At 55.7% G+C, this 24,795-nt stretch carries 21 protein-coding genes; 17 read left to right on the forward strand and 4 right to left on the reverse strand.

Translation table 11 applies throughout. The features are described 5' to 3' along the window. The 16 genes from ACGLWX_RS15450 to ACGLWX_RS15525 all read left to right on the forward strand — a co-directional run. On the forward strand, window positions 1-1,208 hold a 1,208-nt coding region (locus ACGLWX_RS15450; protein ID WP_396241052.1), incomplete at its 5' end, for a CoA transferase. Continuing rightward, window positions 1,205-2,410, forward strand: coding sequence for a CaiB/BaiF CoA transferase family protein (locus ACGLWX_RS15455; protein WP_396241054.1), 1,206 nt, complete (start codon window positions 1,205-1,207; stop codon window positions 2,408-2,410). The genes ACGLWX_RS15450 and ACGLWX_RS15455, both read left to right, overlap by 4 nt. A gap of 41 nt (window positions 2,411-2,451) precedes the next feature. After that, window positions 2,452-3,033: a cysteine hydrolase family protein gene (locus tag ACGLWX_RS15460; RefSeq protein WP_396241056.1), complete on the forward strand. Its 582-nt coding sequence runs from the start codon at window positions 2,452-2,454 to the stop codon at window positions 3,031-3,033. A 7-nt stretch (window positions 3,034-3,040) separates the two neighbouring features. Continuing rightward, entirely contained in the window at window positions 3,041-3,850 is an 810-nt protein-coding gene (locus ACGLWX_RS15465) for an HpcH/HpaI aldolase/citrate lyase family protein (RefSeq protein WP_396241058.1), read from the forward strand. Between the two features lie 43 nt (window positions 3,851-3,893). Further along, window positions 3,894-4,448: a TRAP transporter small permease gene (locus ACGLWX_RS15470; protein WP_396241060.1), complete on the forward strand. Its 555-nt coding sequence runs from the start codon at window positions 3,894-3,896 to the stop codon at window positions 4,446-4,448. Further along, window positions 4,448-5,734 (forward strand): TRAP transporter large permease, encoded by a 1,287-nt coding sequence (locus ACGLWX_RS15475; RefSeq protein WP_396241062.1) that lies wholly within the window; start codon window positions 4,448-4,450, stop codon window positions 5,732-5,734. The genes ACGLWX_RS15470 and ACGLWX_RS15475 overlap by 1 nt, the downstream gene beginning before the upstream one ends. Window positions 5,735-5,957: 223 nt before the next feature. After that, window positions 5,958-6,974: a TRAP transporter substrate-binding protein DctP gene (gene dctP, locus ACGLWX_RS15480; RefSeq protein ID WP_396241064.1), complete on the forward strand. Its 1,017-nt coding sequence runs from the start codon at window positions 5,958-5,960 to the stop codon at window positions 6,972-6,974. A 98-nt stretch (window positions 6,975-7,072) separates the two neighbouring features. Continuing rightward, the gene (locus ACGLWX_RS15485) at window positions 7,073-8,041 is read left to right on the forward strand and encodes a TAXI family TRAP transporter solute-binding subunit (RefSeq protein ID WP_396241066.1); all 969 of its coding nucleotides are present in this window, start codon (window positions 7,073-7,075) and stop codon (window positions 8,039-8,041) included. A gap of 13 nt (window positions 8,042-8,054) precedes the next feature. Beyond that, a complete protein-coding gene (locus tag ACGLWX_RS15490) occupies window positions 8,055-9,998 on the forward strand; it encodes a TRAP transporter permease (protein WP_396241068.1) in 1,944 nt (647 codons plus the stop codon). 99 nt (window positions 9,999-10,097) lie between these two features. Then, window positions 10,098-11,066 (forward strand): NAD(P)H-quinone oxidoreductase, encoded by a 969-nt coding sequence (locus tag ACGLWX_RS15495; RefSeq protein ID WP_396241070.1) that lies wholly within the window; start codon window positions 10,098-10,100, stop codon window positions 11,064-11,066. A 254-nt stretch (window positions 11,067-11,320) separates the two neighbouring features. Then, complete coding sequence (locus tag ACGLWX_RS15500) at window positions 11,321-12,298, forward strand: SMP-30/gluconolactonase/LRE family protein (RefSeq protein ID WP_396241072.1); 978 nt, start codon at window positions 11,321-11,323, stop codon at window positions 12,296-12,298. Between the two features lie 100 nt (window positions 12,299-12,398). Continuing rightward, window positions 12,399-13,379 (forward strand): Bug family tripartite tricarboxylate transporter substrate binding protein, encoded by a 981-nt coding sequence (locus tag ACGLWX_RS15505; RefSeq protein WP_396241074.1) that lies wholly within the window; start codon window positions 12,399-12,401, stop codon window positions 13,377-13,379. A 103-nt stretch (window positions 13,380-13,482) separates the two neighbouring features. Beyond that, window positions 13,483-13,977 (forward strand): tripartite tricarboxylate transporter TctB family protein, encoded by a 495-nt coding sequence (locus tag ACGLWX_RS15510; RefSeq protein ID WP_396241076.1) that lies wholly within the window; start codon window positions 13,483-13,485, stop codon window positions 13,975-13,977. Window positions 13,978-14,028: 51 nt separating this feature from the next. After that, window positions 14,029-15,546 (forward strand): tripartite tricarboxylate transporter permease, encoded by a 1,518-nt coding sequence (locus ACGLWX_RS15515; protein ID WP_396241078.1) that lies wholly within the window; start codon window positions 14,029-14,031, stop codon window positions 15,544-15,546. A gap of 184 nt (window positions 15,547-15,730) precedes the next feature. Beyond that, complete coding sequence (locus tag ACGLWX_RS15520; protein WP_396241080.1) at window positions 15,731-17,059, forward strand: hypothetical protein; 1,329 nt, start codon at window positions 15,731-15,733, stop codon at window positions 17,057-17,059. Window positions 17,060-17,213: 154 nt separating this feature from the next. Then, entirely contained in the window at window positions 17,214-17,453 is a 240-nt protein-coding gene (locus ACGLWX_RS15525; protein ID WP_396241082.1) for an aldehyde dehydrogenase family protein, read from the forward strand. A gap of 26 nt (window positions 17,454-17,479) precedes the next feature. Here ACGLWX_RS15525 and ACGLWX_RS15530 read toward each other — a convergent pair whose 3' ends face one another. Both ACGLWX_RS15530 and ACGLWX_RS15535 read right to left on the reverse strand, forming a co-directional pair. Further along, window positions 17,480-18,400 (reverse strand): YihY/virulence factor BrkB family protein, encoded by a 921-nt coding sequence (locus ACGLWX_RS15530; RefSeq protein WP_396241084.1) that lies wholly within the window; start codon window positions 18,398-18,400, stop codon window positions 17,480-17,482. Between the two features lie 178 nt (window positions 18,401-18,578). Then, window positions 18,579-21,128, reverse strand: coding sequence for an EAL domain-containing protein (locus tag ACGLWX_RS15535; protein WP_396241086.1), 2,550 nt, complete (start codon window positions 21,126-21,128; stop codon window positions 18,579-18,581). Window positions 21,129-21,406: 278 nt separating this feature from the next. Between ACGLWX_RS15535 and ACGLWX_RS15540 the strand changes: the two genes are divergently transcribed. Next, window positions 21,407-21,892 carry a PepSY domain-containing protein gene (locus ACGLWX_RS15540; RefSeq protein ID WP_396241088.1) on the forward strand — a complete coding sequence of 162 codons (486 nt, stop codon included), beginning with the start codon at window positions 21,407-21,409 and terminating at the stop codon, window positions 21,890-21,892. A gap of 96 nt (window positions 21,893-21,988) precedes the next feature. Here the strand turns inward: ACGLWX_RS15540 and ACGLWX_RS15545 are convergent, their stop codons facing one another. Both ACGLWX_RS15545 and ACGLWX_RS15550 read right to left on the reverse strand, forming a co-directional pair. After that, a complete protein-coding gene (locus ACGLWX_RS15545) occupies window positions 21,989-22,282 on the reverse strand; it encodes a YciI family protein (RefSeq protein WP_396241090.1) in 294 nt (97 codons plus the stop codon). A 144-nt stretch (window positions 22,283-22,426) separates the two neighbouring features. Beyond that, a complete protein-coding gene (locus ACGLWX_RS15550) occupies window positions 22,427-24,733 on the reverse strand; it encodes a TonB-dependent siderophore receptor (protein WP_396241092.1) in 2,307 nt (768 codons plus the stop codon). Window positions 24,734-24,795: the final 62 nt, after the last annotated feature.

Raw genomic sequence — 24,795 nt, forward strand, 5'->3', positions numbered from 1 at the left:
GAGTAAACGTTTGTCATTCGGGGAGGATTACAATGTTAAAAAACAACTCCCACGATCGTAACAGCCTGCCATTGGCGGGTTGTTACATCGTTGAGCGCTCGCAAAACGTTGCGGCTGCCTATGCCGGGCGTTTGCTTGCCACTCTGGGCGCGACGGTTGTGATGCTGGAACCGCCGCAAGGGTCGTGCTTGCGTAATGCATCCCCTTTACTGAAGGACGGTACCAGTGCGTTATTTAGCTATCTGGCTGCCGGGAAGCACAGCAAAATTTGTGATCTACAGACGGACCAAGGCCGAGCGGTACTTGCTCACGAACTTGGTCGAGCCGATATTTTTATCGATGATACGCCTCTAAAGGCTCGTAAAGCGCTTTCCTTGGATCCTGACCATCTTCGTGATCAATATCCCGGCCTTGTACATGTCAGCGTGCTGCCATTTGGCTCTAGTGGCCCGAAGTCTGATTGGGATGGAGAAGAAGTCAACTTGATCCATGCCAGTGGTGAAGGCTTTTTATTGCCTAATGGTCGCTCCAACGAGCTTTTCCCTGAACGCCCCCCGCTGAAAATTTATGGGCATTTCTCTCAGTACCAGGGTGGCTGTGCAGCAGCGCTATCCGCGTTGGCTGCCTGGTGGGCGGCTTTGCAGGAAGGAGGGCAGTACGTCGATGTGTCGGTTCAAGACGCAATGCTCTTGTGTGGTGCTTTCGCAATGCAGCGCCTGGGCGATGGTTCATTGGAGCATCGCGCCACCCGTAGTTTTAAGTATGGTGGCGTTTTCGAAGCGCTGGATGGGTATGTTGAGCTTTTGACGCTGGAAGATAGGCAGTGGAGCGGACTGGTTCAACTAATGGGCAGCCCAGCCTGGGCCACTGATGAGGCGTTGAAAGATCCTTTGGAGCGTAGCCGGCGCGGCGATGATCTCAACGCGCATATTAGAGCCTGGATGTCTCAGCACACTGTCGACACCATCGTCGATAACGCTCAAAAGCTGGGGGTGCCCGCAGGTAAATACCGGACCCCAGCGGAGGTGGTCAACGGCGAGCATGAGTCTCTGCGTGGCCTGTTTTCAAAGAGCACCTTGCCCAATGGTCTTGAGGCCAAAGTGCTGGTGGCGCCTTACCGGTTTCAGCGTACACCTTTGACCCTTGGGCAAGTGCCTGCGCTGGCCTCTTGTGGCGAACAGGCCGCAGCGCGGGGGGAGGGAGCATGAGTCAGGATTTGAAACCTTTGAAAGGCCTGCGCATTGCCGATTTCACCATTCACGCAGCGGGTCCGTTCGCGACGCACATCCTTTCCCAGCTGGGAGCGGAATGTATCAAAATCGAGAGTAAAGCCAGACCCGACGCGTTTCGAAAGCCCCACGCCGTCTATGGGCGTATGACGGCTGCGACCTTCGATCAAGTCTCTGCCAACAAGCTGTCGGTGCGCCTCAACTTGAAAAAGCCCGAAGCGGTTGAGTTGGCTAAGCGCTTGGTGGCGGTATCTGATGTAGCAGCAGAGAGTTTTCGCCCTGGGGTAATGAAGCGTTTAGGGCTGGATTATGAGAATTTGCGAAAAGCCAAGGCCGATCTGGTGATGCTCTCGCTCTCATCCTGTGGTCAAAGCGGCCCAGACTCACATTTTGCCGGGTATGCGCCCCTGTTTGGCGCCTGGGGGGGCTTGGGCTGGATGAGTGGCTATACCGATGGACCGCCTGTTGAGATGCGTCACGTCATGGATCACTCCGCAGGTTACCACGCGGTGGTAGCGTTGATGGCGGCGCTGCATCAGCGTCGGCGAACCGGAGAGGGACAATATATCGATTTGGCTGCCAGAGACGTGGCTTCGGCCATGATAGGTGATGCACTGGTGATGGCAAGCCTCGGAGAAGATCCAGCGCGGCCAGGTAATGATGACCTGCTTATGGCACCGCATGGCGTTTACGCGACGGCGACGCCGGACCGTTGGCTCACCATTGCGGTCCGCAATGACGATGAGTGGCAGCGTTTGTTACAAGTGATGGGAAACACTGAGTTATCCAACGATCATCGTTTTAAAACTGCGGCTAGCCGTTGCCAGAATCGGGCATTACTGGATGAAAAGATGACGGACTGGTTAGGCCGGCGCGACGCGGAGGCGACAGCCCAACGACTACAGCAGGCCGGCATTTGCGCTCATTCGTCCTGGGATATGCAGCAAATTGCAGATGATTCCCATCTACGCCAACGCGGTGCGCTAATTCCCATTCATGATCCTGCCGTCGCAAAGCGGTTTGCAGTGGGGGTACCCGCACGATTTAGCAAAACCTCGGATGTGGGGATTCATCGGGGCACCCCGGCACTAGGGGAAGACGAAGACTATGTATTTGGTGAATTGTTAAAACTGACAAACGATCAGCGAAAGGATCTGGAGCAGCGCGAAGTCATTATGTAGGCGAAGGAATTCAAACCGTTCAACTGTATAAGGGGAGAGCCATGAGTAACTCTATTTTTCTAGTGCTGGATATGATGAACGATCTGGTTCATGAGGAAGGTGTGAGCAGTAAAGGGCCTTATGGCGAACAGGTGCGCTCGAGAAACATCGTTCAAAATACGCGTACAGCTATCGATAAAGCGCGGAAAGCCGGTGTACCTATTGGTTTCGTCCGAGTCGGTTTTTCGCCTGATTATCGTGAGTGCCCGCCTAACTCGCCCATATTTAGTAAGGCGCGTGACAATAATATATTCAAACTGGGTGAGTGGGGGACTCAAACGCATCCTGATCTTGGTCAGCGAGACGAAGACTTCGATATCGTAAAGCACCGGGTAAGCCCGTTTCATGCGACTACGCTTGATGCGATTCTCAGCGCCAAACACATTACTCGCATTTACTGTTCCGGTATTTCCACGAACGCGGTCGTGCAGGCGGCAGTGCGAGAAGGTCACGACAGGGATTTCGAGATGATTCTCCTTGAAGACTGCTGCTGTGGTTTGACCAGGGAAGAGCACGAGATTGCAATAAAAAGCCTTGAGCGCTTCTGTCAGATGACAACGTCTACCGATGTCGAATTCAAGTGAGGATGATATGAACCGTATAGCGCGAAGTATACTGTTCGTACCGGGTAACAGGCCCGATCGCTTTGCCAAGGCCGAGGCCAGTGGGGCACATCAGATTGCGATCGACCTCGAAGATGCCGTGTCACCGGATGAAAAGCAAAAAGCCCGAGCGGCCACAGCCGACTGGCTTGTAAGTCATCCTGCGACATGCGTTCGAATCAACGCAGCTGATACCGAGTGGTTCGAAGATGATCTGTCGATGCTTGCAGACATGCCTTCGGCCGTCGTTATGTTGCCAAAAGCGGATGCCGGCTCGATAGCGGCCGTCAATGACGTTCTCCCTCGCCACCGACTGGTTGCCTTGGTCGAAACCGTACGAGGGCTCAAGGAGTTGGAGCAGGTAGCTTCAACACCGGGCGTTTTCAGAATTGCGTTTGGCAGCGTGGACTTTGGCGCCGAAACGGGAATCGTCGACGAGGCGGATGCAATGACGTTCGTTCGAACGCAAATCGTTCTGGAAACCTGCTTTGCAGGGCTCGAACCTGCCATCGATGGTGTAAGCGTGGGGTTCGATGATGAGGTACAGATGCAGGCTGATGCCAATCGCTCGAGACAACTTGGGTTTGGTGGAAAGCTCTGTATTCATCCAAAACAGGTAGCGGCGGTTAATCGATCCTTTTCACCGACGGATTCGCAAGTGGAGTGGGCTCGTCGAGTCATCGAGGCCATGGAAGCCAGCAAGGGCGGCGCTACAACGGTTGACGGTAAAATGGTAGACAAGCCCGTTGTGTTGCAAGCCGAACGCATACTTGCTGAGCAGGCTACCCACAACACGTGAATAAAGCCTGACAACCGCTACTAAACAGGCGCTGAGGTTTATCATGGCAACATTACAAGAACATAAAACCATGACGGATCCTGTCGAGCACTACGGCTTGATAGGGGGATTGGATACGATATGCAGGTGGCTCGAAAATACCCTTATCTTCGTTGCCGGCTCCATGATCAACTGCGCCATGATCATTACATTTATAGATGTGGTGATGCGCTATGTTTTCAATTCACCGCTAAATTGGTTTTTCGATTTAATCACCATGTACCTGCTGCCGGGGTCTTATTTTCTGGCATTTTCCTACGCGTTGAGAACGGGTAATCACCTTAAGGTCGATTATTTTAAAAGCAAGTTACCGCCAAGCGTGACGCGATTTTGCCTACTTTTGTTCGGCTTCGTGGCCTTCATGATATTTAGCTATATCACTTACGCTTATTCTTTAAGAGCCTACAGTGCCTGGCATGAAAAGGAGATGGTTTATGGCGTTGTCAACTGGATAGTTTGGCCTTCCGATTTCATCATTGCTATTAGCTCGCTCGTTTTCTCGTTGAGGCTGTTGATAACCGCCGTCTTCAATTACCTGGTTAAAGGGAGCGAGTTATAATGACGATCTTTTTATCTTTTTCCCTGCTGTTTTTTCTTTTGATGGTGGGCGTTCCGGTTGCCATTAGCCTTGCGATCTCTGGTGCTTTAGGCATATTTTTGACAACCGGGCTGGATGTGTTGCTGGGAATTTTGTCGGCGTCGCCAGGCGCTGCCTTGACGACTTACGAACTGCTCACCATTCCCATGTTCATACTCATGTCAGAATTCATGGGTGTTAGCGGTATTACCGGATCGCTGTTTAGTGCCATTTCAAAATGGACGCATAAAATAAAGGGAGGAGTTGGTATTGCGGCCGTCGTTACCGGTGCCGCGTTCGGTGCGATTTCAGGTTCCAGTACGGCCGCGGCGGCCACGCTTGGAAAAATCAGCACCCCAGCAATGCAAGCCGAAGGCTACTCCCCGAAAATGGCGGGTAGCATTGCCGCTATCTCGGGCACCATTGCCATGTTGATCCCTCCCAGTGTTGCTCTCATCTTTTATGGGCTACTTAGTGGCGTCAGTATTGGCGATCTGCTCATTGCTGGCATCGTGCCCGGCATACTGGTGACATTGACCATCGCCATTACCATCAAAATTTTGATTATCAGAAACCCCGTTGCCGCTAATAGCAAAAGCTATAGCCTTCGCGAAAAGATGATAGCGTTAAAAGTAGCCACACCTTTTCTACTGTTGTTTACCATTGTGACAGGGCTTATCTATACCGGCATCGCTACACCCGTCGAGTCTTCGGCGCTGGGGGCACTGGGCGCCCTTGTGCTCGCACTGATGTCAGGCAATCTGAATGTTGAGACGTTTAAAATCGCAGTAGTCAATACGTGCTGTATTTCTGCCATGATCGGCCTCATTGTCGTATGTGCCCATATCTTTGGCTACTTTATTACCATGACCGGTATTACCAGAAGCCTGGTAAGCTACGTGGGTTTGCTGGACGTCTCGCCGTATCTCATCCTGTTCTTTTTGGTGATTCTCTATCTTGTTCTGGGGCTGTTCCTGGATTTGATTTCCATTCTGATCTTGACGATCCCGGTCGTACTTCCGGTCGTTGTTTCGCTTGGGTTCGACCCCATTTGGTTCGGTGTGATTGTCATTTTGCTGGCTGAAATAGGCATCGTAACGCCTCCAGTCGGAATGAACGTTTTCGTGGTGGCGAAAGTGGCCAATGTCCCCGTCGAGGAGCTTTTCTCAGGCGTCGTGCCCTACATCGTCATGCTGCTGGGTTTGATTGCCTTGCTGATTGCCTTTCCACAAATCGTGCTTTGGCTACCTTCGACGGCCATGCACTGATGTAGCGCACCGCCGATCGGCTTGCAGTGAGCTATGGATGTGCAAGCCGTTTTACAGGATCTTTCAATCAAAAATAGCGAGGTCGACCCAACCAAACCTGTTGTAAAAAAATACTGGGCACACTATAAATGCATCATGCATTAAAAGTGTTTCGTGTAAGGTGTGGCACTGATTCAATAAAAAAACACAACAAAACTGAAGAGCGACAAAAAGGAGTACCATCATGAATAACTATAAAAAACGTTTGCCCTTGCTGATGACCGGCATTTTCGCCTGCTGTTCAGCGTCTGCTGAGGAGGTTGAACCGGTCACGCTCAAGTTCGCCGAATGGCTTCCGACCACCTCTTTTGCCACTGAACATGGGGCCAACCCGTTCATGGAAAAAGTGGCTGAGCTCTCCAATGGTAATATCCAGTTCGATTTCTACCCCGCCGAACAGCTAGGGCGGGGCTCGGAATCGCTCACGCTGCTTCAAACCGGCGTCGCTGACATTGCCAACGTCGCACCCGCCTACATGCCGGAAAAGCTTCCCTTGTCCGGCGTGGTTGAACTTCCGGAAATCGTTAAGAATTCCTGTAGCGCAGCGGATAGCTTTTACGAGCTGGCCCAACCCGGCGGCACCATCTATGAGGCGGAGTTCAAACGACACGGTATTCGCCCGCTCTGGGTAGGCAACATGGGCCGCTACCGGATACTCACGAACAACAAAGACATCGCTTCACTCGATGATTTGAACGGTCTTCGAATCCGTACGGCCGGCGGTCCCATGACGCTTACCGCCGATGCGCTAGGGTCAAGCCCGGTTACCATGCAGGGGTCGGATGTGCTGACATCGCTTTCCCGCGGCACGCTCGACGGTGTTTATTATCCTCTTCGAGGAATACTGGACTATGGCCTCGCCCCGGCACTGGATCAATTGGTGCCGAATCTCTCGGTAGGTAGCTTTGGACTGACCTACTCCATAAGCGACCGAGTATGGGAAAGCCTGTCAGAGCAGCAGCAGGACATTCTGCTGGAGGCAGGCCGGTACGCGATGCAAACCTATTGTGATTACGTTGACAGCTCGGAGCCCGAAATCATCCAGGTGCTGGAGAACGAGTACGATATTACCCAGGCTCCCTTCTCCGATAGCGATCTGGAACAGGCACAGACTGACCTCGAAGAGGTGTATGCACGCTGGGCCGAGCCTCTGGAAGCACGGGGTCTACCCGCCCAGCAGGTTATCGAAGAAATGCAGTAAGCCACCCGTGTCGCCGGGCCCTGGCTAGAGCCCGGCAGCTGCGAAAATATACCTTGTAGATAAAAATAATAACCAGCCCAGAGGGCGAGGTACTTCTCATGAAAAAGCTATTGACCGCCATAATAGCGGGTTTCTCTGTCGCTACTTGCGCCCTGTCCGCCCAAGCGGATGAGCGCCTGCTAATCGGTACAACCTCCAGTTCTTCCAGTCATTACAGCTACTTTGTCGCGATCAACCAGATTCTCAATGAGCATCTTGAGGGCGTAAGCTCCACGATAGCTGAGACTGGTGCCACCATGGACAACCTGCGGCGTATGAGCCGTGATCAAATCGATATGGGGATCGTGACGACCAATACCGGTTATCACGCCTATCATGGTCTTGAGGAGTTTGAAGGGCGCCCCGTCGATACCCGATTACTGTGGGTATATACCGTGGCGCCTCAAAACATGGTGATGCGTCAGGACGCCGGTATCACGAGCCTCGAAGAGCTTGAAGGGGTGCGCTTCAATCCGGGCATTACCGGCTCGGGAACTGAGTCAACGACCGAAGCCGTGATGCAAACGTTGGGGATATCGCCGGACTACGTGCGCGGTTCGGGCGGCGATATTGTCGATGCCATGAAGGATAATCGCGTAGTGGGAGCGGGCAAGTCGGGGGTTGGCAATCGCCTCGATGGTTCGAGTATGGATATCGCGACCTTCACGCCAATCAACGTGCTGTCGCTCAGCGCTGAGCAGGCCGAAACGCTGCGTACCGAAATGAAAGACATCGGTATTATCGATGTTCCTGCCGGCGCTGCCGAGGGCATACCTGCCTATACCACTTGGGCCTTCGGTGTGGCCGTTCATGCCCGCCCCGATCTCGATGAGGAGCTAGTCTATCAGATCGTCAAGGCGGTAATGGAGAACCCAGAACCTCAAGCCAATGCCTTTTCTGCCATGCGTGACGCGGATATCGCTGGTATGACGCTTGATGTCGGTACCGTACCGCTACACGCCGGTGCTGCCCGTTATTTCGAGGAGCAGGGACACGAGATTCCCGCTGCTCTGCAGCCTGTCCAGTAACGGCGATCCAGAGATGCCTACTCTCATGCGCGTGGATCTGACTAAAGTGCTGGCCCTGATGCTGGGCGGACTGATTCTCTATACCTCAGCGACTGGCGCCTTTGAAAGCCTGTTTCAACGCAGTCTCTTTCTCGCGCTGGTGCTCCTGCTGGGTTTGGCCCTTTATCCGCTTGGGGCTGGCAAACACTGGCGCCCGCTCGGTCTTGCCATCGATCTGATTCTAGCGGTTGGGGTGATACTCGCCTGTGGCTACGTGGCGTTGAATCACGACCAAATACTCATTGAGTTGCCCTGGGCGTCCTTTCGCGATCTGCTGTTCACCGTGGTGCTGCTATTGGTGATCCTGGAGCTGTCGCGGCGAGCAATCGGGGTGATTTTTCCGCTACTAGTGATGGCAGGGCTGGCCTATGCCTGGCTGGGTGCCATGATTCCTGGCCCGCTCGGGCATCGCGGCTTCGATATCTACTACATTACCGAAACGATTTATCTAAGTGATCGTGGCATTTGGGGGATGCTGGTGGGCGTGGCGGCAACAACCGTTGCCGCTTTCGTGCTTTTCGGCTGCTTGCTGCTGCACACCGGCGGCGGCCAGACCTTTATGGACATGGCGCTGCGCATCAGCGGCCAATCGCCCGGCGGGGCTGCCAAGGTGGCTACCGTGGCTTCTGGGCTGTTTGGCATGGTCAGCGGTAGCGCGGTAGCCAACGTGGCCACCACCGGTAATTTCACCATTCCCATGATGAAACGGCTTAACTATCCACCGTCTTTCGCCTCTGGTGTGGAGGCGGTGGCTTCCACGGGGGGCCAAATCGCGCCGCCGATTCTCGGGGCGGCGGCCTTCATCATGGCCGAAATTATCGGTGAGAGTTATCTGCGTATCGCGTTGGCCGCGCTATTGCCGGCGATTCTTTTCTATCTGGGAGTATTTTTGACCATCCATCTGGTAGCGAAGAGTCGAAACCTGCAGGTGGTGCCCCAGGATGAATTACCCACTTGGAGCGCAGTGCTGCGGCCTGAGCGAATTATTCCGATTTTAGCGTCACTTGGCGGGCTTTTTTATGGCGTGCTGTCGGGGCGCTCGATACAGTTGGCCGCCTTTTACGGCATTCTAATGACGGTGCTAACTTTCGTACCCTTTGCGCTACAGGCAAAAATGCCGCTGCGCACCATTATCGGCAAGCTGCTTTCGGGACTGATAGATGCTGGTAAGGGGATGGTGATCATCGGCGTGCTGCTGGCGGGTGCCCAGATTCTGGTGGCGATGATCGGTATGACCGGCATTGGCGTAACGCTAGCGAGTCTTATCGTCAATGTGGGGGGGGAGTCGCTGTTTATGGTGGCCTTGATTGTCGGCGGCGTGTGCCTAATTCTGGGAATGGGTATTCCCACCACCGCGGCCTACGTGTTGGTGGCCTCGGTATTGGCGCCGGCGCTGACCACCATTGGCGTAGAGCCACTGATTGCCCATCTTTTCGTGTTCTATTTCGCCACGCTTTCGGTTATCACACCTCCCGTTTGTGTGGCGGTGTTCGTCGCGGCGGGGATCGCCAATACCAACTGGCTACCGGCCGCGGGAGAAGCGGTACGCTTGGCGGCGGCGATCTACGTGATTCCCTTTTTGCTACTGATCTATCCGGCTCTGGCGGGCTTTGGTAGTGCGCTGGATATTCTGCTGGCCGGCTCGCAAGGCGTGGTCTTCGTCGTGGCATTTGCCTCGTTGGTATCCAAGGTGGCCATTACCGGTAGCCGTCTTTTGGATACGGCCGTGCTGTTACTGGTGATTGGCCTGGCGTTGACGCCGGGCTGGTGGACCACGATGGGAGCCTTATTGGTACTGACAGGGCTTTACGTTCGTAATCGACAGAGAGCTTCAGGCAGGGCGTGTGCGTCGGCTTTGGGGAACTCCAAACCCGTAAGCGCCCCCTTGGGGAAACATGCCCGTAACGCGCCGAAATAAAAGCGTAAGCAGTATTGCCGGCATTATCTCTTCTTGAGGGCCCTTTCATATCCACAAGAGCCAAAAAGGCCTTTTTTAACGTCTTTAGCGGAGAACATCATGCATGCCATCGTTATCGAGGACGGTCAGCCTAGCTGGCAGCCAGTGCCAGAGCTTATCTCTCCAGCGGCAGGAGAGGTTGTCATCAAGGTGGCCTGGGCCGGCGTCAACCGGGCGGATTTAATGCAAAGGGCAGGGCATTACCCTCCGCCACAGGGGGCCAGTGACATCCTGGGCCTCGAAGTCAGCGGTGTGATCGTCGAAATCGGGGAAGGAGTTGAGCACCTTAATCAAGGTGACAAGGTGTGCGCGCTGTTGGAAGGCGGGGGCTACGCTGAAAAGGTCAAGGTCGATGCCCGACAAGTATTGCCGTTACCGGTTGGTTTTGATTTGCGCCAAGGGGCGGCACTGATGGAGGCCTTTGCAACTGCCTGGCTCAATGTGTTCATGCTGGGCCTTTTGAGCGAGGGAGAACGAGTGCTGATTCACGCCGGGGCCAGTGGTGTGGGGACTGCGGCTATACAGCTTTGCAGCGCTCTGCAACACCCCTGCTTTGTCACGGTTGGAAGCGATGAGAAGCTGGCCTTTTGTCGCGAGCTGGGCGCCGACGCTGGCCACAACCGCCATCAGGGAAGCTTCGTCGATGCCGTTAAGGCCTGGGGTGGTGCGGATCTGATTCTTGACCCGGTAGGGGCCGGCTATCTTCCGGACAATCAGCGAGTGCTCAACATGGACGGCCGCCTGGTACTCATTGGGTTAATGGAAGGGCGCAAGGCGGAGCTGGATATGGGGCGACTGTTGATGAAACGACAGCGGTTGATCGGCTCTACGCTGCGCTCAAAATCACCAGAGGCCAAGGGGGATATCCTGGCAGAGCTCGCCTTGCATGTTTGGCCGCGTTTGGAGAACGGAGAGATCAAGCCGTTGATCGATAGCGAGTATGCCATCACCGACGTTGAGGCGGCGCATCAGCACATGACCCAAAACGCATCGAGCGGAAAGCTGCTTCTGAAAATCGGCGCGTTATAAACAGGCTAAACAGTAACGCATAAAAAGAACTTGTTTAACATAAAATATAATGCATTATATACTATCTCTGTGTTGTTTAGCTCATGTGGAGCGTTCGGGCTTATCAGAAGCCAATAACACTTGAGACTGAAATTAAGCGGTGCCGCCAACAACAATGCTCATATGCAATGGTTGGCTCGACAGCCGGTGTGAAAGGTCAAGCCTGGCGTGGCACAACTACCGCTATTTGCCGGCTTGATCCTGGGAGAGTCAGTATGAAGATGACCAGACTGCAGGGTAGGGTTTTAGCCAGTGGGATTGAGCTCGTTTTAGGACCGGTCGCGCTGGAAGACGGCGGCGTTTTATTAGTGGAAGCTCGGGCCGGACGTCTTATTCATTTACTACCTAATGGCGAACGGCGAACCGTAGCGCAGGTGAGCGGTAGACTCACCGGAGCTGCATTGGGCCCGAACGGGTACTGTTACATCGGCAGTAGCGGTGGTGCTGATTGGCGTACCGAAAAGGGAAAAGCCGACTGCATTCATCTGGGCGCCGACCATGGCGGTGGCTGCATTCAAAAGGTCGATCTCGGTACCGGCGTCGTCGAAGCACTTTATACTCACTGCCAAGGCATTCCATTAAGTGAGCCCCGCGATATCGTCTTCGACGATCAGGACGGCTTCTGGTTTATCGATATCAAAAAGAAGCTCAACGAGCGTCATGCGTCGAGTTGTCTCTACTACGCTCATGGCGATGGAAGCTCGATTCGCCGCGTGGCAGATGATCTACACGCCACCGGTGGGCTTGGCTTGTCGCCCGATGGCCGCACCCTGTATGCCACCGAAGCGCAAACCGGTCGTCTTTGGGGCTATTCAATCGGAGCGCCCGGTGAGCTGAGCCAGAAGCGTAGGCTCTTCGCCGGTAGCGGGCAGTTAATGCACTTCCCTTCCAATAATCCACGTCATGGCTCACTGGCGGTGGAAGAAAATGGCAATGTTTGTATCGCGTCACCTGTGGAAGGTGGCATCTCCGTCTTTTCTGAGCAGGGGCGTTTACTTGAGTTTCACATGACTCCCGAGACGTGCTGTACCGACATTTGCTTTGGTGGCCCTAACTCACAGACCGCTTACATTACGCTATTCAGCGGCCGTCAAGTCCTGGCCGTTTCCTGGCCGCGGCCGGGTTTGAATCTGTATAAACACAGCGTTACTCGGCACAGCTATGAAAAACATCCTGTCCCACTGATTTCGTAACTTAATAAAAAGTCCGGTAATAACCGATATATCTGGACTTCCCAGAAAAACGGATAGAAGCAGCTTTTATAAATACAACAATTATCGATGGAGTTGGAGCATGAACCCTATAAAAAATCTATCACGCTTGGTATTGGCTGGTACCGTTGCTGTCAGCGGTATGGTGGCCGCTCAGGAGAATATCTCAGGCTATCCGGAGCGTCCGGTCACCTGGATCGTGCCGTTCGATGCAGGAGGTGGCGCAGATACGTGGACGCGCATCATCGCAAGTGAGGCCGAGAGCGTGTGGGGCGAGTCCTTTATCGTGCAAAACCAGCCAGGCCAAGGGGGAGTGAGAGGTTGGCAAAGCGTTCTCGGAGAGCCAAACGATGGATACACCATTATTCATGCCAGCCCAACGCCGATCATTACCCTTCTTTCACAAGAGAACCCCCCTATAGAACCCAGCGATATCAGGATAGTCGGCTTTCTGGGGTCTTATGAAAACGTTATCGCCTCCAAACCTGCCGATCCCTGGGCTACCTGGGATGAGCTGGTCAGCTATGCCAAGGAGAACCCTGGCCAACTGACTATCGGAGGCACCAATGCCCCATTGCTGGCCGCCGCGTTTCTTTTTGATCAGGCAGGCGTGGATGCCACCTTTATACCCTACTCGGGAAGTGGTGCTGCCACGACGGATTTCCTGGGTGGGCATATAGACCTGCTCGTCACAACAACGACAAGCGGCGTCGCTCTGTTGCCCAATGAGGCTACTTTGGTCGTCAATACCAGCGACGAGCAGCTACCGCAAAATACCGTCGATCAGATAAATGACATGGGGGCGAGCGTTCCGCCGACCGCAACGGATCTCGGCTTTGAGGGGTTTTCCTATCCTCGCTGGGTCGGCGTACAACCTCAGACGCCCGATGAGTTAATTATCGAAATCTCCCGTTTGCTTGAAGAGCTCATGTCAAACGACGTGGTGAAAGACAAAATCGCCAAAGCGGGTGAAGAGGTCAACTATATCGGTTACGAAGAAGCCCAAACTCGCTATGACCGTTTGGTTGAGGATTTAAAGACTTCCGTTCAATTATTGCAGTAGCCGCTTTGACACATGGTTGAAGGCAAAAGCCGCTTATCCGTTTTCTCTTTGTGATTATCAATAAAGAGGAAACGGACCTACCATAACAAGATGGGATAACGCTATGATAAATCGCGTTAATAAACTGGCTTGGTATCGAACGAACAAGGGCTTGGGCGTTATGCTAACGCTATGCGTATCAGCACTACTCGTCTATATGCTTCTTTCCTCGTGGGCGTTTCGATCTCAGCGAGATGGTTTTATTCTCGGATTTGTACCTTTAGCAGCAGTTAGCTTTATGCTACTTCTCTCGCTAATAATGATATTCGATCGCAGTAGGAAAAAAAGCGCGCGAGAAGATTCGGAGTCCGCGATAGTCGCCAATGGGAGAGCACTGGCGTTTGCAATGCTATTACTAGCAGTCATGGCGTTTTATTTTCTGGTCGTTATGGCGACAGGTTTTTTGTTGGCGACGCCGGTTTTTTTATTTCTAGGTGCTTTTGGATTGGGGGCACGACCCTGGGGGTTAGTGGCTTTTTTTTCGATTTTTGTTTCGTTTCTCATCTTCATTTTGCTGACATCGCTTGGCGTCTCGCTACCTGATGGGGTCTTTTTTTAAATGATCCGGGGATGGTGATTTCTTATTGAAACTCTTCAGGAGCGCTAAACAATGCAATATGCACCCTTTATTCAGGCCCTCGGGTTAGTCTTTACCTTCGAAACGATCATGTGGCTTTTTGTAGGCTCAGCGCTGGGGATTACCATGGGGGCTTTACCAGGTCTCACGGCGCCCACTGCGGTAGCGCTTGTGCTCCCCCTTACGTTTCAAATGCAGTTTGCACCGGCATTGGGTTTGCTTATTGGTCTCTACAAGGGGGCCATCTATGGGGGCTCAATTTCGGCGATCGTATTTTCCATACCCGGTACGCCTGCCTCAGCCGCCACCATCGCAGACGGCTATAAACTGACTCAAAAAGGTAAAACTCTTAAGGCTCTGTTAACCGCGCTCTACGCCTCGATCACCAGCGACCTGTTGGCGAGCTTGGCCGTGATATTGGTGGCACCTTTTATTATCATCATGGCGCTCTCTTTTGGGCCTGCGGAACGGTTTTGGCTGACGATTCTGGCGATCATGTTGATCGGTTCGCTCGCTGGAAAGCATATGGCCAAAGGGCTTTTCAGTGCCGCGCTGGGGATTTACTTGGCGACGATTGGCTCTGATCCTATAAGCGGTGCCTTTCGCAATACTTTCAATCTCACCGTGCTTCAGGACGGTATTCCACTCATTCCTCTAGTGGTCGGTTTATTTGCCATTGCGCCACTGCTCGACGATGGTATCGCGCTTTTTACTTCCAGTGAGCGAGTTCAAACATTCAGGATGAAGTTCAAGGATATGTTTTCCTTCGACTTCGGTGAGGGTCTGACTTTTCGAGAATACCTGCGCACCTGGAAGGAAGTCTCGATAGGTACCATCGTGGGTTCTATCGCGGGTATGCTGCCCGGACTAGGAGCAGCCGTTGGCGCTTTTCTTTCTTATAGCATTGCCAAGCAGGTATCCCCTAACAAGAGGATTGGAGAGGGTGCCATTGAGGGGGTAGCGGCGGCGGAGGCGGGGAATAGCGCCACCGTTGGGCCTGCGCTTCTACCACTTTTAGCCTTTGGCATTCCGGGAAGCGCAACGGTAGCCTTGATTGGTGGCGCATTAATGTTGCAAGGGCTCACGCCTTCTCCCCGCATGTTTTCGCTTCATCCGGAAGCGGTGTATGGCATCTTTATCATTTTGATCGCCACCAATGTGTGTCTTCTCATTATTGGCCGCTTTTTTACCCTGTTCTTTGCCCGGCTGGGGAAAATACCGCGGCATCTCATCATTCCCGTAATTTTCATGCTTTCCGTTATAGGAACTTATGTTGCCGAATACAACGTAACCCACGTGGGCATTATGTTGGTGATTGGCACCATGGCCTTTGGGATGAGGCTCTTCGGTATTCCCGCGTCACCTCTACTTATAACGTTCATGATCACGCCGGTCATGGAAACCAATCTCAGGCAAGCGTTGCTTATAGGGCGAGGCCAGTACGTTGCTCTTTTTAATAGTCCTCTTTCGATTGGTTTGCTCGTTTCAGTGGTGATCGTACTGATTGGGGTGCTGTGGTTAGCGAAAATGAAAGGAGAGAGAAGCGTCTAAGGCTATTTTTTTAAATCGATGCTTTATGACGTTTTTATGCCGATATCGAGCAGGCGGCTCAGTGCCATGGTGCGAGTACAATAAGGAGCTCTGGCGTCAACCTGTAATGTAGGAAAGTACCATCAGGTGCGCTTTTCTTGTTCTGATCAATCAATCGGTTCACCTTGTGAATCAAGGAGCCTGGGTGTCCATCATCGATTCGCGCACTACGTCGCTGCGCCACATCATGGCCGGAGGATTGATCCTGGTCGGGCTCCTCTTTCAATTATTACGTTTGGCTGGGGTTCCCCTGGATCTGTCTACCGTGAGCTATGCTTTTTGGTTGGCGATGGGGCTATTGTGGTGGGACCTTGGGAAGAGAAACCGCCGGCAAGCAACGGTTCTTGCGGGAGCCGGCTTCATTTTTTTAGTGTTGGCCTGGTTTCAGTACGACACCGATATCGATTGGCCCCATATACTTGATGGCAATGTCTATGTCGTCGCGATGTTGGTGGGTGTTAGCTTTATCGGCCTGATCGGCAGCCGGCAGGGGCATTCTCCTCCTTCTGGAAATGCCATAACGGGAAGATACGGAGCCGCCAGTACCTTGCTGGGGGTTCACCTGCTGGGTGCCATTCTCAACTTATCCTCGGTTTTTATAGTAGGGGATCGTTTGAGCCGCTATGGAAACCTGACGATACCCCAGCTTCTAGCGCTCAATCGCGGCCTCTCGAGCGTCGCATTATGGTCGCCTTTTTTTGCGTCCATGGGGGTCGTCGTGACCCTCGCCCCCGACATGCAGTTTCGTGTCATCTTGGCTTTTAGTCTGCCGCTAACGCTGATGGCCGGGGTCTTTACCGTCTTCGATTTATCGCATCGTTTTGGACTCGATAACGTGCCTGGTTTTTCGCTTACGCCAGGCAGCTTGCTGATGCCGATCATTATGGCGAGTTTGGTAATGCTCTTTCATTATGGCCTCACGCCGGAGCTTTCTATCGTCAGTATCATTACCTTTCTTTTGCCCGCCGTAGCGGTGACTTATAACGCCCCTCAGGGAGTGCGGTGGTTGGTACGCCGACTGCGAAACCATACGATCAAACGGCTTCCTGCCATGTGTGGCGAAATTTCGCTATTTCTTTGTGCCGGATTATTCACTCAAGGTCTTTCGGCGTTCATAAATGCTGCTACCGGTAATCAATGGACACTTTTCACCGACTTTGGACCGCCCCAGGCGGCGGTCAGCGTTCTAGCGATTGTGGCCAGCGCGGTAGTGGGATTACACCCTATTGTCGGTATTTCGGTGCTTGCCTCCATTCTTGAGCTGGAGGGGAGCCGCCAGACCCTGTTCGCCTTTGTCGCTTTATCCTCCTGGGCGATAGGCAATAGCGTGGGGCCGCTTTCGGGTATCAACCTTTCTCTGCAAGGGCGTTACGGAATGAGCGGTAGCGTCATGATGCGAAATAACTTTGGGTACGCCGGCGCAATGACCGGGGTAGTCATCGTGTTCATTTTTATAATGGATGCGGTGTTGTAGCCAGTTAGTACGGTTCAGTTTAAAAGAGGTGTTTATCATTTGAAATAATAGTGATTTTTGCTGAATTTATTCGTTATTCGACGTACATGGAGCTATCTGGCAGCACGGTAACGGCTTAAACCACTCCTGGAGTTTGAATGGAAGGAGTAACGCGATGACGGATATAAAACGCTACCAGCTACGTATTGGCGATCAGTGGTGCGACGCGGCCGACGGTAACATGCTGGCGTCGATCAACCCTGCCAATCAGCAGGTATGGGCGATGATTGCTCAGGCAGCCGCATCTGATGTAAACGCGGCTGTGACGGCTGCCCGGCATGCTTTTGAAACCGACTGGCGCTCGACGAATGGTTTAAAGCGCGCTGCACTCATGCATCAATTGGCCAATCGCTAAGCGATTTGTTTGACGAATTGATCCTCTCAATCCACTCGACTAATCGCCGCCCGATCTGGGTCTACGTACCAAACGAGCCCCAACCGCGAGTTACGCTCGAGCTCCGCGATGACCTGGGCGCCGAGCAGCAGGATAATGGCGCCGACCTCGAGGCTAAGCAGCACGATGATTAGCGCGGCGAGCGAACCGTAGATGGCGTTGACGAAAGATAGATGCGCGAAGTAGTAGACCAGCAAAAGCCGGACCCCTTCCCACAAGAGCGCGGCGACGAAGCCGCCGATGATGGCGCGTTTGAGCGCGATCTTGACCACCGGCAGTACCTTGTAGATGGCGCTGAAGAGCAGAAACACTCCAAGGAAGCTGATCAGGTTGAGCACCGGCCCGGAGAGGCCGGCCAGCGGCAGTTGCTGGGCGAATAGCGCCAGGGCCAGCGTGTTGAGCGAGCTGATGAGCGTGACGACTAACGTCAGCGCCATGAGCCCGGCGCCGAGCACCAGCATGAACGCGTAGGGTAGCAGCACCGATACCCAGAGGCGCCGCTGTGGGGTTTCCGAGGTGTGAAAGATGAGCGCTAACGCGTCTTCGAGCATGCGAAAGGCAAACGAGCTCAGAAGCAGCAGAATCGGAAAGCTCAGGATGCTGATGACATCGCGCGAATCCAGAAGCCCGCGCACCGCGTCCATCACCACCTCGGCGTGAGCCGGGGCAAGGTGGCGTGCCTGGACCGAGAGCACGTTGAGCAGGTGCTGCTCGTCCACTACGCGGGTCAGCATCACGCCCAGCAGGGCAAATAGCGGCACGATGGAAAGCAGAATGTTGTAGCCCACGCCGCCGGCCAGCAGGATGCCGCGGTTGTGCAGAAAGTGCATGAGCACCCGCCAGGCGAAGGCCGTAAGCCTTGGGAGCAAGAGCAGAACACTCTCGAGCAGTGTGCGATGTCGAGCCATAACGAGCCACGCTCCTTGTGCCCCCAACGGGAGAGAAGATGCCGATACGCCGTGCCAGTAAGCAAGAGGCGAATGCGTGCTCCCATCTTACCCGTTTGACGAGGTTGAGCGTTAAAACATTGGTGTGCAAGACGAGCGGGCGTGGCTCAAGTAAGGGGGCCGTACTGGCGGCGGTGCATCATGATCCGATCGGCGTCGTGAGAAGGAGCTGGAAACTCTCCGGCGACATGGGGCGGGCCAGGTAGAAGCCCTGGGCCTGGTCGCAGGTCAGCTCCGTCAGCCGGCCCAGCTGCTCGGCGGTTTCGATCCCTTCCGCCGTGACGGTCAAGGAGAGGGCGTGGCCCATACTGATGATGGCATCCACGATCGCCTGGCTGCTCTGCGACTGATCCAGCCCCATGATGAAGCTGCGATCGATCTTGATGCCGTCGAAGGGGTAGCGGCGCAGGTAGCTCAGCGAAGAGTAGCCGGTGCCGAAGTCGTCCATCGACAGCCGCACCCCAAGCGCCTTGAGCTCGAGCATGGTGGTCAGCGCTGACGCTGCGTCCTCGAGCATGACGTTTTCAGTGATCTCGAGCTCCAGTCGATGCGCCGCGATGCCGGTCTCCTGGAGCACGCGATCGATACGTTCGACCAGATCCGGTCGTTGAAACTCCACGGCGGAGAGGTTCACCGATACGATCAGCGCCTCGTCCCAGGTCAGGGCGTTTTGACAGGCCTCGCGCAGCACCCAGTCGCTGAGCTCGACGATGAGCCCGGTCTCTTCGGCCAAAGGAATGAAGTAGGCGGGGCTCAGCAGCTCGCGGGTCGGGTGCGCCCAGCGCACCAGCGCCTCGGCGCCCAGCACTGCTTGCGACAGGGCGTCGTAACGCGGCTGAAAAACGAGGCGAAACTCGCCCCGGCAAAGCGCTTGGCGCATGTCGATTTCCAGCTGCCGGCGTTCCATGAGGCGCTCAGTCATCGTCGGCTCAAAAAAGCAGAAGCGGTTACGGCCGCCGGCCTTGGCCTCGTAAAGCGCAATATCGGCGTAGCGTAAAAGCTCCTCGGCGCTCGAGCCATGCTCCGGGGCGGCGACAACGCCGATACTGGTGCCTATGTTGACCTCGCTGTCGCCGAGGCTAATCGATTGGTTGATCTGCTCGATCAGGCGCTGACACAGACGCTCGGCGTGCTCCTTCGTATGGCAATCGGGGGCCACGATGACGAACTCGTCGCCCCCCTGACGTGCGATGAAGTCATTTTCACGAGTGCAGCGGCGGATAGCGCGGGCTACCTCCTTGAGCACGGTATCGCCGGCAGCGTGGCCGAACGTGTCGTTGACCGGTTTGAAGCGGTCAAGGTCCAGGGCAAACAGGAACATCGGCTGAGTGGCGCTTGCACTGATGCCAGGGCAATGGTCGAGATGGTGATGCAGGTAGTGGCGGTTCGCCAGTCCGGTCAGCGCATCGTGATGGCTGATGTGCTCGATGTGGGCTCTGGCCTCGGTTTCTGAGGTGATGTCGCATACGGTACCCTGATAGCCCTGAAGGCGCTGCGCCTCGCGCACTTCACAGGCGAAGAGTTGACAGTGGCGCAGCTGGCCCCGGCTGTCGCGCATGTCACAGTCCATCGGCTTGCGTCCCGGCGTGTTGGCGTGTTTCGCCGCAAAGGCCAGTTTGGCGGGATCATGGCCGAGCAGGTCGCTCAAGGGGCGGCCAATCCAATCGCGGCACGTAAGGCCAGTGAGTTGCGCAAAGCGTTCGGAGAGATAGGTCAGCGTCTGATGGGCGTCGGTTTCCCAGATCCAGTCCGATGAGGCCTCGGAGATGTTCTTGAACCGCTGCTCGCTAATGCGCAGTTCGTGCTGCGCGCGCTCGATTTTTTCGCTCGCCTGCTGAACGCGTCGACGCAGGTGCACGATCAGTAGCGTCACCAAAACGCCCAGCAGCAGCAACATCGGCAAAAATCTAACCAGAATCGAGCGGCCCATCGCGTCGCTTTTCCATTGAAAGGTGACGCCTTCACCGATACCCCGTTGAAGCATCAGCGAGGGAGAGGGCGCCCGGGTAGTTACGCCCGGCACGGCCGTTAGATCGCGCAGGTTGAAGTCCTGCGCGATCTTCAAAAGCTCGGCCTCGGTCAATAGGTCAACGAACACCAGATAGGAGAGCTGATCGAACTGCTGGTAAGAGCTTTCCGGGCGGATGACGGCGGCGTAGGTGATGGCGGGAACGCCGTTGACTGACAAATAGGCGAAAGCAATATCATCTTCCAAAGAGGCCGCTCGAGCGCGTTCAAGAAGCGTCGGTAGGTCGCCCGCGATCCAGTCGCGGGCGGCGATATCGCTTTGCTCGCTGCCGACAACGGCGTAGCGCGTCGCGCCCTTCGGGCTCAGAATGAAGACGCCTTCCAGCCCGTAAGTCTCAAAAAGTGACGGGCCGATGTTGTCGCGATCGAAGGTCCAATCCGTATCGACGGTGCCTCGCGTATGGCGATAGGCGTCGAGCCAGAACGCGTAGTCTGCCAAGGCCGTTCCAGTTTTATCCTCGCGGCTCTCGAGCGCTCTTGCCGCATAGGCTTCGCTTTGGCGCACCTGATGGGCATCCAGGGAGAGTGCCAAATAAACAATCGTGGCGCCCGCCACCAAAAATAGCGCACAGATGACACCGATGAACGCCCGCGAGGCGTCCCGAGTGGTGACGGCGTAGTGCTCGCCATCCTTAAAAGGTGTCGATGCGGTTTTGGACATTAAGCGCTCGGTAAGCTGAAAGAAAAACGAAACATGCCTGTCTTTCTAAATCGACCTGAGACCGGTGATCTTTAATCGTGATGGGGCATCAGAGCCCCGGGTTTTGGCGTACGGGGAATGACAAAGGCGGTGTCGTACTATGTGAACGAAATATGAACGTCCGCATCACGCTCGAGTAAGGTAGCGCGGCGTAGAGTGATCACCACTGGATGAGGTAGCCCTGCATCACAAGGCATCTTGTACAGCGGAGCATTATTTCATTGAAAAGGACGATCACCATGAAAAAGACATCAATCGCCGTCGCTATTACCGCCGCCGCCACGCTGGGTCTTGGACAAATGGCCATGGCCGACCAGGACGACTACCAGGAAGCGCTCGACCAGGCCGCGTTCGCCGACATGATCGAACAAGCCGCCAACGCCGGTGTCGCCTCATTCCGTGAGCTACAGATCGACGATGAGCGCGGTACGATGGAGTTTGAAGTCGAAGGCTGGGATGCCGACGGCCAAGCGTATGAATTGACGCTCAACGGCGAAAACGGCGAGGTCATTCACGAAATGACCAGCGATACACAGGTCGCGCCTTGGGGGCTGGACGCGCAGCAGCTCAACAGCCTGCTCGATCGCGCAAGCCAGGACGGTTTTGATCGTTTCGAAGATATCGACCTGGACGAAGACGGCTCGGTCGAAGTCAGCGGCTTCGACGGCGACCAGCGCGAAATGGAGCGCAGCTACGGTCTTGACGAGTTCAACGGCGGCCAGTAAACGCCGAACGTAAACAATAGCGCTGCTTTACGATAGCGCTTTCACCGCCCCGTCGGCTCGATGCCGACGGGGCGGTGGCGTTTCAAGGCGGTGCGTTCAAGCGTCGAGCGGGACGAGGCGTACTTCGCGAATATCGACGTTTTCCCATACCCGGCCCAACGTGTAGGGATCCTGGTCGATCCACTCGTTAAGCGCCGAGCGGCTCTCGAAAGCGACGTGTATCGTAGAGCCGATCATTTGCCCTTCATCATCCAGAATCGCACCGCCGCTTAAAAAGCATCCTTGTGCGATCAGTTTTTTCACCCCTGCTAAATGCGCCTCACGATTCGCCATTCGGCGTGAAAGGGCGTCTTCATCGGTAAAGTCGTAGGCCGTGATGACATACTGCATGACGCTTTTCCTCGTTGGATGACTCGTTTGAGCGGGTTGCCATGATAAACAAGGTAGCCGCTTGCCGGAAAAGATCGCGCCATGCCGAGAAGTCGGCATGGCGCGATCGCGTGGGCGCAACGCCCGTTTACCTTACCCGGGTGCCTAGAACTCGGTGCGCAGCGTCAGCGTCGCGCTTCTGGGGCTTCCGTAGATGGCGCCGGCGTAGAAGCCGTAACGCTCGTAGTAGTGCTTGTCGAAGAGGTTGTCGACGTTGAACGTCACGTTGGTGGCATCGCTGATATCGTAGCGCGCCATGGCGTTGAAGGTGGCGTAACCGTGCCAGTTGGCGGGCGTGGAGCCGGTGCTGACGCCGTCGGTCGGCTGGCCGGCCGGGCCGGAAATGGCGCTGATGTTGCTTTGGGCGTACATGCCGCCGCCGAAGGTCCAGCGGTTGAGAAGGCCAGTCGGCGCGTAGGTGGTGGAGAGCTTGAACAGGTGCTTGGGGTCGCTGCGCCCGTCGGAGTCGATGCGGCGAAAGTGCAGGTAGGTGTAGCCGCCGTAGACGTTCCAATTCGGGGTGATGGCGCCGGCGATTTCGAGATCCACGCCGTCGGTTTCGTTGCCGGTGCCCGCGCGGTAGGCCTGGTTGCCGTCCGGTGTTAGGTTGGCGCCGTCGAGCACCGCGCTGTTCTCCTGGCGGGTGCGAAAGTAGGCCGCCGAGGCGTTGAGCCGGCCGCCGAACCACTCGCCCTTCACGCCCGCTTCATAGCTGTCGCCTTCGATCGGCTCGACCGTGTCGCCGCTCACGGTCTGACGGGTCTGCGGGGTGAAAATGTTGGTGTAGCTGGCGTAAAGCGAGTGGTGGTCGTCGACATCGAACACGACGCCCGCGTAGGGCGTGAACACGCCGGTTTCGCGCTGGCTGCTGGTGTCGCCGGAGGTCGTTTCGTTTTCGGTCTTGTAGTAACTGGTGCGCCCGCCTAGGATCAGCGAGAGCGGCTCGGCGAGGCTCAGGCGCGTAGCGGCGTAGAGCCCGCGAAGCTCAGTGTCGGTCGTGCTGACACGGCCGGTGCGGGCGCCGTCTAGGGCAATGTCCGCATCGACGCCGTTTCGCCAGTCGGTGATCGGCAGGCCGTTGGTGGCGCGGTACATGCAGCCTTCGGAAAACGCGGACTGAGTGGCGCTCGACATCGTGCAGTTCTGTTCAAAGCTTCTCGAGCGCGTGTGGCTCTCGCTGTAGCCGATCGCCAGGTCGTGGCGGCGCCCGGCCAGCTCATAAGCGCCGTCGAGCTCTATCTGAGCGGAGCGCTGGCGCGTTTCGTTGTCGCTTCGCAGGCCGTTGAGCACGGCGCCGCCGCCATCCTCTTCCCAGTAGCCGATATAGGTGCCGCGCGGCCCGCGGTTCACCTTGGCCAGCCCCAGGTTGTTGAAGGCGTCGGTATTGCTCTGGGCGGCCTGGATTTCCAGCGTCCAGTCGTCGTTGAAGCGGTGGGTCAGCGAGGCGAACACGGTATCGGTTTCGCGCTCGGCAAAGCTCCACTCCGGGGTCAGGTTGGTGCTACGTGGAAGCTCGGCCGTTCGGCCGCTGGCGAACCAGATCGGCACGTTGGCGCCCCAGCCGGCGCCGAAGGTCTTGTCGTACTCGTACTGATAGCCCACGCCCAGCGTGGTCGACTCGGTTACGTCGGCCTCGAAGCTCGCCAGCGCCCCGCGCGCGCGGTAGGACTCGTTGTCACGAAAGGCGTCGCCTTCGCCTTGGGTGACCACGAAGCGCGAACGCACGCTGCCGTCTTCGGTCAGCGGCAGGTTGAGATCGGCACTGCCACGAAGGTTGTCCCAGCGCCCGTAGGAGGCGTAGGCGCTGCCGCCGAACTCGCGCCCCGGGCGTTTACGAATCAAATCGACCGTGGCCGAGGGGTCGCCGGTACCACCAAGCAGGCCGTTGGCACCGCGCACGATGTCCAAACGCTCGTAAAGGTCCAGATTGAGGGCGCTGCCCGCGCCGCTAAAGCCGGTATCGCCGGGGAACTGCAGGCCGTCGACCTTCCAGTTGCTGATGTCGTAGCCCCGCGCTCGGTAGGAGGCGCGCCCGCCCACTTCGGTTTTGTTCAGCGCGATGCCCGGCGTCAGCTCCAGCGCGTCTTCAAGCGTCACCGCTTGGCGGTCGTCGAGCTGCTGCCGGGTAACACTGGTGACCGACTGCGGCGTCTCGCGCGGCGAAAGGTCCAGACCGGTCGAGCTCGACGTGTCCTCCACGGTGTAGCTTCTCGCCGGGTCGCCCTGGTAGGTGCCTTCGACCTGAATGGTGTCCATCTCGATGGTTTGACGAGCATGGGCGGTGTCAAAAGGCGTTTGGGCCAGAACGCTACCGCTTACAAAAGCGCAGCTCCAGGCCATGCCCACGGCGAGCGCAAGCGGCGTTTTGGACCATTCAGCGGCGCCTTTGAACGCCTGAGGAGCACGTTGCATTATGATATCCCTTGAAAATAATAATGATTAGTATTTACCGAAGTGAGCGCCGCAATTATATT

Source organism: Halomonas sp. HMF6819 (assembly GCF_044335525.1).
Classification (GTDB): domain Bacteria; phylum Pseudomonadota; class Gammaproteobacteria; order Pseudomonadales; family Halomonadaceae; genus Vreelandella.